12 protein-coding genes are annotated in these 11,623 nt (G+C 42.6%); 8 read left to right on the forward strand and 4 right to left on the reverse strand.

From position 1 onward, the window contains the following. Positions 1-17: 17 nt before the first annotated feature. Positions 18-1,430: an NADP-dependent phosphogluconate dehydrogenase gene (gene gndA, locus BW986_RS04505; RefSeq protein ID WP_076365478.1), complete on the forward strand. Its 1,413-nt coding sequence runs from the start codon at positions 18-20 to the stop codon at positions 1,428-1,430. A gap of 126 nt (positions 1,431-1,556) precedes the next feature. On the opposite strand, the gene BW986_RS04510 is transcribed toward gndA, so the two are convergent. Further along, positions 1,557-1,730, reverse strand: a complete 174-nt coding sequence (locus BW986_RS04510; RefSeq protein WP_034308217.1) for a hypothetical protein — start codon at positions 1,728-1,730, stop codon at positions 1,557-1,559. A 294-nt stretch (positions 1,731-2,024) separates the two neighbouring features. Here BW986_RS04510 and BW986_RS30030 point away from each other — a divergent pair, with 294 nt between their 5' ends. Next, a complete protein-coding gene (locus BW986_RS30030) occupies positions 2,025-2,186 on the forward strand; it encodes a hypothetical protein (protein ID WP_179086001.1) in 162 nt (53 codons plus the stop codon). Between the two features lie 43 nt (positions 2,187-2,229). Here the strand turns inward: BW986_RS30030 and zwf are convergent, their stop codons facing one another. Further along, on the reverse strand, positions 2,230-3,729 hold the full coding sequence (gene zwf, locus BW986_RS04515; protein WP_076365480.1) for a glucose-6-phosphate dehydrogenase: 1,500 nt from the start codon (positions 3,727-3,729) through the stop codon (positions 2,230-2,232). 229 nt (positions 3,730-3,958) lie between these two features. On the opposite strand from zwf, the gene rnz reads away from it, so the two are divergent. From rnz to BW986_RS04540, 5 genes are all read left to right on the forward strand, one after another. Beyond that, on the forward strand, positions 3,959-4,900 hold the full coding sequence (gene rnz / locus BW986_RS04520) for a ribonuclease Z (RefSeq protein WP_076365482.1): 942 nt from the start codon (positions 3,959-3,961) through the stop codon (positions 4,898-4,900). 63 nt (positions 4,901-4,963) lie between these two features. Beyond that, entirely contained in the window at positions 4,964-5,782 is an 819-nt protein-coding gene (locus BW986_RS04525; RefSeq protein ID WP_076365484.1) for a squalene/phytoene synthase family protein, read from the forward strand. A 208-nt stretch (positions 5,783-5,990) separates the two neighbouring features. After that, positions 5,991-6,986, forward strand: coding sequence for an ABC transporter substrate-binding protein (locus BW986_RS04530; RefSeq protein WP_076365486.1), 996 nt, complete (start codon positions 5,991-5,993; stop codon positions 6,984-6,986). Positions 6,987-7,018: 32 nt separating this feature from the next. Continuing rightward, complete coding sequence (locus BW986_RS04535) at positions 7,019-8,050, forward strand: ABC transporter permease (RefSeq protein ID WP_076365487.1); 1,032 nt, start codon at positions 7,019-7,021, stop codon at positions 8,048-8,050. Further along, positions 8,025-8,819, forward strand: coding sequence for an ABC transporter ATP-binding protein (locus BW986_RS04540; RefSeq protein ID WP_076365488.1), 795 nt, complete (start codon positions 8,025-8,027; stop codon positions 8,817-8,819). The genes BW986_RS04535 and BW986_RS04540 overlap by 26 nt, the downstream gene beginning before the upstream one ends. Before the next feature lie 157 nt (positions 8,820-8,976). Here BW986_RS04540 and BW986_RS04545 read toward each other — a convergent pair whose 3' ends face one another. After that, complete coding sequence (locus BW986_RS04545) at positions 8,977-9,528, reverse strand: MerR family transcriptional regulator (protein WP_076365490.1); 552 nt, start codon at positions 9,526-9,528, stop codon at positions 8,977-8,979. A 279-nt stretch (positions 9,529-9,807) separates the two neighbouring features. Here BW986_RS04545 and BW986_RS04550 point away from each other — a divergent pair, with 279 nt between their 5' ends. After that, entirely contained in the window at positions 9,808-10,239 is a 432-nt protein-coding gene (locus BW986_RS04550; RefSeq protein WP_076365492.1) for a VOC family protein, read from the forward strand. Positions 10,240-10,347: 108 nt separating this feature from the next. Here the strand turns inward: BW986_RS04550 and proC are convergent, their stop codons facing one another. Next, complete coding sequence (gene proC / locus BW986_RS04555; RefSeq protein WP_260320755.1) at positions 10,348-11,256, reverse strand: pyrroline-5-carboxylate reductase; 909 nt, start codon at positions 11,254-11,256, stop codon at positions 10,348-10,350. Positions 11,257-11,623: the final 367 nt, after the last annotated feature.

Genomic DNA, 11,623 nt, shown 5'->3' on the forward strand with positions numbered 1-11,623 from the left:
GAAGGGAAAGATGAAGCATGACAAAACAACAGATTGGCGTTATCGGACTAGCCGTAATGGGCAAGAACCTTGCATTTAATATTGAAAGCAGGGGATATTCAATTTCCGTGTATAATCGCTCAGGATCAAAAACGGACGAAATGATGAAGGAAGCGGAAGGCAAAAACGTAACACCTGCTTATACGCTTGAAGAATTCGTCAATTCTTTGGAAACGCCGCGTAAAATTTTATTGATGGTTAAAGCCGGAGCGGCAACAGATGCAACGATCGAGCAATTAAAACCGTTACTTGAAAAAGGTGATATCGTTATTGATGGGGGGAATACCTTCTTCAAGGACACTCAGCGCCGCAATGAGGAATTAAGCAAGCTTGGCATCCATTTCATCGGTACAGGCGTGTCAGGAGGGGAAGAAGGAGCTCTGACAGGTCCATCCATCATGCCTGGAGGTCAAAAAGAAGCATATGAACTTGTTGCACCGATCTTGAAGGATATATCAGCTAAGGTCGATGGTGATGCTTGCTGTACATATATCGGACCGGATGGTGCAGGTCATTATGTTAAAATGGTACATAACGGTATTGAATATGGGGACATGCAATTGATTTCGGAATCTTATTTCCTTCTGAAAAATCTCCTTGGACTATCTGCTGAAGAATTCCATGAAGTCTTTACTGAATGGAATGAAGGGGAACTTGATAGCTATTTAATTGAAATCACTGCTGATATTTTCAAAAAATATGATGAAGAAACCGGCAAGCCGATGGTCGATGTCATTTTAGATAAAGCTGGCCAAAAAGGTACAGGGAAATGGACTAGTCAAAGTGCGCTTGATCTTGGTGTTCCGCTTCCAATCATTACGGAGTCCGTGTTTGCCCGGTTTATTTCAGCAATCAAGGACGAGCGTGTTGAAGCGAGTAAAATCCTTCGTGGTCCAAAAGCGGAATCATTTACAGGCGACAAAAAGGCTTTGATTGAAAATATCCGTAAAGCACTTTATATGAGCAAAATCTGTTCATATGCACAAGGCTTTGCACAAATGAAAGCAGCTTCAGAAGAAAATGACTGGAACTTGCAATATGGGGAAATCGCGATGATTTTCCGTGGCGGCTGTATCATTCGTGCACAATTCCTCCAAAAAATAAAGGAAGCGTACGATCGTGAAGCGAACTTGAACAACCTTCTTCTAGATCCATACTTCCAAGGGATCGTCGAAAGCTATCAAGGAGCTTTACGTGAGGTAGTGTCAACGGCTGTGATGAACGGAATCCCGGTTCCTTGCTTGTCATCAGCACTTGCCTATTTCGACAGCTATCGCACAGAAACGCTGCCAGCAAACCTGATTCAAGCTCAACGTGACTATTTTGGAGCTCATACTTATCAACGCATTGATAAAGAAGGAACGTTCCATACCGAATGGATGGAAAAATAAAAAGTTCAAGCCGGCTTAAAAGGGGATTCCCTTTTATACTGGCTTTTTTGGTTGTAATATTCATCATGTTAAGAACCTCGAATGCACAGAAAAAAGAGGGCGCTTCTATGCGTCCTCTTTTTTTTACTATCTTCGATGCTCTACAAGGTCAATGACCCCTAATACAACATGTGCCAAACCGAAACCAAAAACCGTATTAGCTACCATTTTGTTTGAGCCCCGGGTCTGCTTCATTGCATAACCCGCAGCTGTCACGGCTGTGCCCAACGCTGTTGGAATTAATCCTTCACGAATGTCCATAAGTTTAATCCCTCCACACCGAAGTTAGTGGTGCCGTCCTCTGGCACCTTTTCTAGTGTAACCTTAGCAAGGACTTAGCATTCTTTTTCCATGAGGGTAAAAATGGTGAAAATGAACTAGTTGTAAATAGTTCCAATTAATTTACCTTTTTTAGGAAAATCGTAGTATGATGTATGTCATTCATCCTTGCTTTTTAGGTTTAAACACCTGCGGAAAAAGGAATATGGACATTGAAAGAGTTGGACGGACCGTAGGATACAGTAGGCAGAAAGAAGAGAGAAGGAGCGGAGACTTATGTTCATCACCTGGTGGGCTGTAGCCATTTTTTTATTTTTCATCGCCTTGGAATCTGGTGTTTCCTTTTGGCTTAATTCAGAAATAGAGGAAGAAATGTCTAAGCCCAAAGAAATGTTTCATATTATCCGGAATAAATTGCTGAGAAAGAGTGTTTCATGAATGAAGAAGGGATGCAGATTCAAATCTGCATCCCTTCTTCATTTCAATCAACATCATTTTCGTTATTCTTGATTTCCCACCAAATATGCCCATCCTCTGCGAGGAGTTCATCGGATGCCAGCGGACCTGTGGATCCCGCTTCATAGTTAGGGAAAGACTCTTCCTTTGTATTTTCCCATGCATTGGAAATGGTATCGACGAACTTCCATGATAGGGCAACCTCGTCCCAGTGCGTAAAGTTTGTAGCATCCCCGCGCATGCTGTCAAACAATAGCTTTTCATAAGCCTCGGGAGAATTGATGTGTTCGATCCCTTTGTTGGAGACGGTAAGCTTCACTGGCTTTGTATTGGATGTCGTCCCAGATTTCTTAACATTTAAGTACAGTGTGATACCTTCGTCAGGCTGGATATGGATAACGAGAAGATTCGGGTTCAGCGTTTCTTCCGTTTTATAATACAGATTCATCGGGATATCTTTGAATTGAACGACGATATTCGTTGATTTGACATCCATCCTCTTTCCGGTACGGATATAAAAAGGAACACCGGCCCAACGGAAGTTATCAATCATCAATTTACCCGCCACATAGGTCTCTGTGTTGGATTCGGGATCTACGTTATGTTCATTGCGGTAGGCTGGAAGTGTTTGATCGGCTATCGTTCCTTCACCATATTGGCCACGGACGAAGTATTGATTGACTTCTTCCACTTTCATTGGTCGAAGTGAGCGCAATGCCCGCACTTTTTCGCTTCGGATCTCTTCTGTCGTCAAAGCGATCGGGGGTTCCATGGCAAGCAAGGCTACCATTTGCAGCAGATGGTTTTGGACCATATCCCTTAGGGCACCGCTGGTTTCATAATAACGCCCACGTTCTTCAACGCCAAGTGTTTCGCTTGAAGTAACCTGGATATTGGATATATATCTGTTATTCCAAAGCGGCTCGAATAGGGCATTTGAAAAACGTATGACCTCAATATTTTGTACCATTTCTTTACCTAAATAATGATCGATACGATAGATTTCATCTTCGGCGAATGCAGTTCGAATCTGCTCATTCAATTTTTGTGCTGTTTCGAAACTGTGTCCAAATGGCTTTTCTATGACAAGGCGCTTATATCCATTCGTATCGGTCAGGCCTTGAGCTTTAATCTGTTCGGCAATCGTTCCGAAAAACTCGGGTGCCATCGCCAAGTAGAAGATCCGGTTTCCTTCTAATTGATATTGTCCGTCCAATTTTTCGGCAATGTCTTTTAACTGCAGGTATGATTCCGAACTGGAGACATCATGGGAGTGATAATGGAAATGGGAAATGAATTCGTCGACCTTTTCTTCCGCATGTCCGAACGTAAGTATGGAATCCTTTACACTTGTCTGGAACTCCTCGTTCGTCAGGGGCCTCCTGGCTACTCCAACGACGGCGAACTTATTGATTTTCTCTTTTTGAAATAGTCGATATATGGAAGGAAACAATTTCCTTTTCGCTAAATCTCCGGTAGCACCAAAAATCATGATCAATGCTGTGGGTTTATTATTTTCTGTCATGTTAAAACCTCAACTTTCCGTTAAATCTGTCTATAAAGTTGGAATTCCCGTATGTGTACCAATTTCTAATTTTACGTTTAGCTTTCCCTCAAAGCAATCAATTTGCGCATATTTTCTCATATTTCATTAAAAGTTTAATTTGGTTTCGGTTTTAATGGGCTATAAATGAAAGAGCACCTTGGTTATGCTATAGTTAAGTAATAAAGTATTTGCAACGGAGGTAGTATGAGTGGATTTCGTTTTATTGGGTACAGGCGCTGGCGTTCCGGCTAAAGCGCGTAATGTGACATCAATCGCCCTTCAATTATTGGAAGAACGAGGGACGGTTTGGTTATTCGATTGTGGGGAAGCAACACAGCATCAAATATTAAAAACGGCGGTCAAGCCGCGAAAGGTTGAAAAGATTTTCATCACCCATTTACATGGTGACCACATCTTCGGACTGCCTGGATTTTTAAGCAGCAGATCTTTTCAGGGCGGTGTGGATAAATTGACCGTATATGGTCCACAAGGAATAGATGCATTTATTAAGACGAGCTTACAGGTGAGTGGAACTCATTTAAAATATCCCTTGGAAATCATCGAAATAGAAGAAGGCGCAGTGTTTGAGGACGAACAATTCACAGTGACGGCCATGTCGCTTGATCATGGCATTTACAGCATCGGTTACAGGATTGTTGAAAAAGATCGTCCGGGAAGCCTGCTTGTCGACCGGCTGCGGTCTGAAGGTGTGAAGCCGGGGCCTCTTTTTAAAGCATTGAAAAATGGACAAACGGTCTGTCTCGAAGATGGCCGTGTCTTAAATGGGAAGGACTATCTCAGTGCACCGCAAAAAGGACGGATCATCACGATTCTTGGTGATACAAGAATGTGCAGCAATGCGCTCATTCTTGCTGAATCGGCGGATTACCTTGTTCATGAAGCTACATTTTCAGCGGAAGAATCCGAAATGGCATCAGCCTATTATCATTCGACCACCGTTCAGGCTGCAGAAACGGCATTGAAAGCGGGAGCTAAGAATCTAATCCTTACGCATATCAGCTCACGGTATACTCCGGAGGATGCTGAGAGGCTAAAAGAGGAAAGCAAAGCGATCTTTGCAAACACGATTATGGGTGAAGATCTGATGGCAATTAAAGTTCCTTTGTATTCAGAGGAATCGGGCAGCTGAAATCAAAGTCAATGTTTGATATAATTAATCAATTGTTCATTGGATATTTAAAGGAGTGTAAATATGACTGATAAAAGTGACCTACATACTAAAGCAATGGATTTTCTCCTAAAAACAAGCCGGACTTTTTTCATTCCAATCAGCTATCTTCCAAAGGGTTTGCAAGAAGCTATTGGAGCTGCGTACCTTTGCATGCGCGCCATCGATGAGATCGAGGATCACCCGGGTCTTCCTGCAGCTAATAAGGTTTCCCTTTTAAAGGCTCTTAGTGAGATGCTTGATGCGGATTTCAGGGAAGAAGATCTTCAATCGTTATTTGAACCATATAAGGATGATCTTCCCGAGGTGACCCTGTTTCTTTCGGACTGGATTGAATTTTGTCCTCCCGGTGCAAAAGGCAAAGTCTTGGAATCTACAAAGGAAATGGCCGAAGGCATGGCAAAATGGGTTACTTTGGACTGGCAAATCCATAATGAAGAGGAACTCGATGATTACACATATTATGTTGCAGGTTTAGTGGGGGTCATGCTGTCTGATATGTGGAACTGGTACGATGGAACCGAAACGGATCGCGAGCTTGCCATCGCATTTGGCCGTGGACTCCAAACGGTCAATATCCTGCGTAACCGTGAGGAAGATGCAGAGCGCGGTGTGAATTTTTATCCGGATGGCTGGGGTTTCGACGAGATGCTTGCCCATACGGAACATAATCTTGCATTAGCCGATGCATACATTGGAGAGATTGAAACGAAAGAAATCATCCAATTCTGCAAAATACCCTTGGAATTGGCAAAAGCCACATTGAAAGCCCTCAAAGAAGGCAAAGAAAAAATCGATCGAACTACAGTTACCGAAATTGTCAGCCAGGTTGTCGAACACTGATTTTTCATAAAGCTGCTGTGAAAGTTACCATACCTTTCACAGCAGCTTTTTTTTATGTTTTACATCCAGAACTCAAAAAATTCTAAAAAGTTAAAAAATATATTGGAATAATTGGGACTAAACGATTATAATTTAGGAAATAAAAGCGAAAAAGTTGACGTCGCTAGAAAAAACCTAATCTTAAATAAGAAAAAAGCGGGGGGAAAATATGAAAAAGAAATTATATTCAACTGCAGCTATGACATTGGTCGCAGGGTTATTATTGGCTGGCTGTGGAAATGACAAGGAAAAAGATACGGCAAAGGATGAAAGCAAAAAGGATACCTTCAACATTGGGGTAACACAAATCGTTCAGCATGATTCGCTGGATCAGGCTTATGAAGGATTCCAGGCGGCATTGAAGGATAGTGACATCAATGCCAAATATGATTTGCAAATTGCACAGGGTGACCAAAATAACAGTCAAACGATTGCCAATAACTTTGTTGGGGATAAAGTGGACTTAATCTTTGCCAATTCTACTCCTAGTGCCCTTAGCGCTTTGAATGCGACAAAGGATATACCAATCGTTTTTACCTCGGTAACCGATCCTGTAGCGGCGGAGCTTGTTACATCTTTGGATAAGCCAGGCGGAAATGTGACGGGTACGACGGATTCCCATCCTGAGGCCATTGCCAAATCAATGAAATTCCTGGCAGAAGAACTTGGCGCCAAGACAATTGGGACCGTTTATAATACAGGGGAGCAAAATTCCGTTGTCCAAATAAAAAACGTGAAAGCGGAAGCGAAAAAAGCTGGATTGAAAGTCGTGGAAGCATCCGTCTCCACTTCAGCCGAGGTTAAACAGGCAACGGAATCATTAATCGGAAAAGCCGATGCTTTCTATATCATTACTGATAATACCGTTGTCTCTGCACTTGAATCGGTCATTTCGGTGGCAAATGATAAAGATATTCCATTGTTTGTTGGTGAGCTTGATTCCGTGAATGCTGGTGGTTTTGCAGCATATGGCTTCAGTTACTATGATATTGGTTATGAAGCGGGGCAAAAAGCGGTTGAAATCTTGAAGGATGGCAAAAAGCCTGGAGATATCGCAGTTCAATATCCACAAAAACTGAAATTGGTCATCAATGAAAAGGCAGCAAAAGATATGGGTGTTGAAATAAAAGAAGAATGGAAAGCAGATGCTGAGTTTGTAAAATAAACTCTGCTTTTGTTCGGGGAAGGAAGAAAAAAATGTTCTCAGCTTTATTCAACTCTTTTGAGTCGGGAATGATTTATGCAATCATGGCACTAGGTGTCTATTTAACATTCAGGATCCTCGACTTCCCGGATATGACAGTGGAAGGCAGTTTTGTGACGGGGGCCTCTGTGGCCGCCATTATGATCGTTAACGGTTTCTCGCCAGTCATGGCCACGTTTTGTGCCATGGTGGCAGGTTTCATCGCTGGGACAATAACGGGATTCCTGCATACGAAAGGAAAAATCAATCCACTTCTCGCAGGTATCTTAATGATGATTGCACTCTATTCCATCAATTTAAGGATCATGGGTGCATCTAACATTCCGTTGCTTTCTCAAACGACCATTATCACGAATATCCAGGATGTTTGGGCTAAAACTGGCATGGACAATATGTTGAATGGTCTTTTATCGATTGTGGGACTTGGTGATAGCTTACCAAAAACGTGGGCCATACTAATTGTTATGTTGGTTGTGGCTTTAATCATTCAAGCTGGAATGTCAGCTTTTTTAAAAACGGAAATCGGTCTTGCTTTACGTGCGACGGGTGATAATGAAGCAATGGTCAAGAGCTTTTCCGCCCATACAGGAAACATGAAGATCCTGGGACTTGCGATTGGAAATGCACTTGTGGCTTTCTCGGGATCCTTGGTTGCCCAATATAACGGGTTTAGCGATATTGGAATGGGGATTGGAATCATCGTCATCGGATTGGCATCCGTTATAATAGGCGAAGCATTATTTGGCTCAAAAACGATTGCACGTGCGACCCTTGCGGTCATTGGAGGAGCGATCATTTACCGAATCGTCGTAACTTTGGCACTTCGCGTAGAATTTCTTGAAACAGGTGATGTTAAATTAATTACGGCACTTATTGTGGTAGGGGCACTTGTCATTCCGAAAATTACCGATAAACAAAAAGAGAAAAGCCGAAAGAAAAGGCGTCTCAAAGAAATACAGATGCGCCATGGCGGGACTTTATCGAAAGGGGGAGAAGGATATGCTTCAGTTAAATCAGATTTATAAGGTCTTCAATGAAGGGACACCGGATGAAAAGCTAGCCCTTGGGAATCTGGAACTGCAGATGACAAAAGGCGAATTTGTAACAGTCATCGGGAGTAATGGAGCAGGTAAATCGACGCTGATGAACATGATATCCGGCAAAATTCTCCCTGATGCCGGTGAAGTCATCATTGATGGGGAAAACGTGTCGGCCATTGAGGAACATGCCCGTGCTAAAATGATTGGCCGCGTTTTTCAGGACCCCATGCTGGGTACGGCGCCGCATATGACGATTGAAGAAAATATGGCAATCGCCTATGGCAGAACCAATAGAAGAGGGTTAGGCTTCGGGGTGACAAAAAAACGGAAAGAGCTTTTTAAAGAATGTTTGGGTACCCTTCACTTAGGCTTGGAAAACCGGATGACTGCAAAAGTGGGATTATTATCAGGAGGGGAGCGCCAGGCATTATCATTGTTGATGGCGACCTTCACCGATCCTAAAATCTTGCTTCTTGATGAACATACAGCAGCACTTGATCCTTCCAGGGCAGAGCTTGTTACAAATCTGACGAAGGAAATCGTCGAAAAGAACAAGTTAACGACGTTGATGGTGACTCACAATATGCAGCAGGCAATCGATCTTGGAAATTCTTTGATCATGATGGATAAAGGACAAATCATTTTTGAAGCAAGAGGTGCTGAAAAGCAGAAGCTTACCGTTGAAAAACTGCTTAACGAATTCCAGCGCATCAAAGGCGAAAAAATGCTCAATGACCGTGCAGTGTTGATTTAAGAAGAGAAAAGGCCCGACCCAGGTGAGATTTAACCTTGGGCCGGGCCTTTTTATTTTAGGGGTGATTAATTAGCTCAGGTCCTATTACTGAAGAAATGCTCGGCATAAGAAAAATGGCTATCGTGGGGTGCTCATCCATCTTGAATGATAATCGATGTTAATCGCTGTCGGCTGTGCTCCATGATGAACTATCGTTCTTTCTGTTTCCAAAAATCATTTTTATGAATGGCTTTTTCTTCGTCTTTTTAGTGGCAGCAGCTTCTTCAGCAGCGAGGAAATAATCAAACGGCTGACTCATTGGTGTTTCTAACGCTTCGATACGGGCCTCGAGTTTCCTAACGAGTTTGTGCATTTCTTCCATTTCACTTCTGTGCTGTAAAAGCTGATAGGACACAACATCGTCCGCTTTTGTTTTCAGACCATTTTCAAGCCGGGTGACCCGTTCAAGCAGTTGATCATGTTCTTTATCCGGTTCGGAGTGTTTCTGGATGGTTGCTTTCCTAATTTTTTTCTCTGAGATGCTGACCTTTTGGAGAATGATGCCCTCGTTCAACTGATCTTGGATTTTTCTCAATAATGCAATGTCTTCATCCGAAAACTGGTAGTGGCCAAGCTGATTCCGTTCTACTTCCATGTTCAATTGGGTGACCCAGCGTTGAATCGTACTATGGGAAACATTCAGTAACCGGGCAACTGCACTTGTATTCATCGAGATTCCCCCTTTTAGTTGTTGAATTCGATAAGTATGAGGGAATTCCTTTAGAGATGACAAAACATGTATTCATTCGGCAAAGAAAGTGGAATTCCTACGTAATTTGCATAAGGAGCAATCCAAGCCCCCTTGATTGTCCCTTATGCAAATGTTGAGCGTTTTCAGGAATTTTAAGAAGCATTTGTGATGGTGTGGCTGATGGTCAATCAAGCTATAAAGGGAAAAGTGACCCAGATGTCGAATTTACCCTTAAAACAGGGAAAAAGGAGGACTAGTATGAACAGGATCAACATTATAACTTTAGGTGTCAGGGATATTACTGAATCATTAAGGTTTTACCGGGACGGGTTGGGATTCCATACATCGATTAAAGAGGACGAACCCGCAATCGTTTTTTTTAATAATGCCGGAACGAAACTTGCTTTGTATCCTTTAGAGGAGCTGGCAAAAGACATCAATGAGAAAGAACCGCCTAAGAAAAAGGGTTTTCCGGGCCTTACGCTCGCTTATAATGCTAAATCAATTGAAGAAGTGGATGATGTGATCAACAAGGCTGAAAAGGCTGGGGGAACAATCGAGAAATCACCTCAGGATGTTGTTTGGGGAGGATACAGCGGATATTTTTCAGACCCCGATGGTTACTATTGGGAGGTTGCGTATTCGAAGGATTGGAGTTTCGATGAAAATGATATGCTGATCATAAAGTAACGCTCCGGAAGGATCACCCTTTATAGGATGTCCGGATCATAAAAAGGGCTGTTGCCTGGCCAATGCCGTAGGTAGTGGCCAGGCAATAGCCGATCATCTTCATGCGGCTTACTGCGAAACTACATATTTGGCTAGTTCTTTACTTATTTGATTGCCCATTCGCTTCGATTGCTCTGTCGCTTCTTGTACACAGGCAATGAATGCTTCTTCCACTTGATGTGCTTGAAGTGCTTTCAGACCTGCTTCAGTCGTTCCGCCTGGTGAAGTTACTTCCTTTCTTAGTACGGCAGGCGTTTTAGGTGATTTCTGTAACATATCGGCAGCACCCATCAGTGTCTGCAGAATCAATTGCTTGGCGGTTTCGGAATCGAGACCTATTTTTTCTGCTGATTTTTCCAATGCCTCGACCAAGTAATAAATATAAGCCGGACCGCTGCCTGATAAGCCTGTTACCGCATCTAGCTGGGTTTCGTCGACGACTGCCACCGTACCTACCGTTTCAAAAAGGGTAATCGCCGTTTGTAATTGCGAGTCTTTCGTATGACAGTTAGCCGCAAGGGCCGTTGCTGATTTCCCTACAGCTGCCGATGTATTAGGCATGGCACGGACGATCGAGAACCGCTTGTTGGCGATTCCTTCCAAGCTTGTTGTATGAACCCCGGCAACAACGGAAATGAACAGCATTTCCTCACGAATGTATTCTTTTATTGATTGCATCGTTTCTAAAATATCTTTCGGTTTCACCGCCAGTACGACTAGGCTTGCATCCTGTACTAATTGCTGCAGCGATCTTGTGGCAGTAACACCATATTGGTTCTTTAAATAATCGAACCGATCATCATTTGATTTATTTGTTACAAAAATATTTGCCGGTTCAATTACCTTTTGGGTCACCAGCCCCGAAATGATTGCTTCTGCCATCGATCCTGCTCCGATAAACGCGATTTTTTTCATATTTACCGCTCCTTTTTCTTTTAAATTTTCGGCCTTTTTTTGACAAACAAAAAGACCCCTCATCCAATAAAGGACGAAAGGTCTAGCTTCCGTGGTACCACCTTTGTTCAACTTTTCCATAACAAATAAACAGAAAAGCTGCACTTGAATCCTCTAACGCGGGAATTACGTCAGGTTTTCCTGAAGGCTCATAAGGTAGGTTCAATAATGAGGGGGCGATGAAGCCTTTCAGCACATTCCGAGCTTCACTCTCTTTACGCCATCATAAATTTACTTGGCCTTAATCAATGCCACGCCGTCTTTAATTACTTGTGATTATGAAGGATATATCAGTACTCTGTCAATGATAATATATGCAAGGGCGATAAAAAGTAGACATGAATTATGTGAAAATAATGACAGTGATTTAAAATGCATGTAAAATGGTAAT

Origin of the sequence: Peribacillus simplex, assembly GCF_900156045.1 — a bacterium.
GTDB classification, from domain to species: Bacteria; Bacillota; Bacilli; order Bacillales; family DSM-1321; genus Peribacillus; species Peribacillus simplex_D.

What these genes read in the sequence shown, in the direction of transcription:
- gndA (WP_076365478.1), top strand. Translation starts at nt 18, where the DNA reads ATGACAAAACAACAGATTGGCGTTATCGGACTAGCCGTAATGGGCAAG.
- BW986_RS04510 (WP_034308217.1), bottom strand. Translation starts at nt 1,730, where the DNA reads ATGGACATTCGTGAAGGATTAATTCCAACAGCGTTGGGCACAGCCGTG.
- BW986_RS30030 (WP_179086001.1), top strand. Translation starts at nt 2,025, where the DNA reads ATGTTCATCACCTGGTGGGCTGTAGCCATTTTTTTATTTTTCATCGCC.
- zwf (WP_076365480.1), bottom strand. Translation starts at nt 3,729, where the DNA reads ATGACAGAAAATAATAAACCCACAGCATTGATCATGATTTTTGGTGCT.
- BW986_RS04525 (WP_076365484.1), top strand. Translation starts at nt 4,964, where the DNA reads ATGACTGATAAAAGTGACCTACATACTAAAGCAATGGATTTTCTCCTA.
- BW986_RS04530 (WP_076365486.1), top strand. Translation starts at nt 5,991, where the DNA reads ATGAAAAAGAAATTATATTCAACTGCAGCTATGACATTGGTCGCAGGG.
- BW986_RS04535 (WP_076365487.1), top strand. Translation starts at nt 7,019, where the DNA reads ATGTTCTCAGCTTTATTCAACTCTTTTGAGTCGGGAATGATTTATGCA.
- BW986_RS04540 (WP_076365488.1), top strand. Translation starts at nt 8,025, where the DNA reads ATGCTTCAGTTAAATCAGATTTATAAGGTCTTCAATGAAGGGACACCG.
- BW986_RS04545 (WP_076365490.1), bottom strand. Translation starts at nt 9,528, where the DNA reads ATGAATACAAGTGCAGTTGCCCGGTTACTGAATGTTTCCCATAGTACG.
- BW986_RS04550 (WP_076365492.1), top strand. Translation starts at nt 9,808, where the DNA reads ATGAACAGGATCAACATTATAACTTTAGGTGTCAGGGATATTACTGAA.
- proC (WP_260320755.1), bottom strand. Translation starts at nt 11,256, where the DNA reads ATGAGGGGTCTTTTTGTTTGTCAAAAAAAGGCCGAAAATTTAAAAGAA.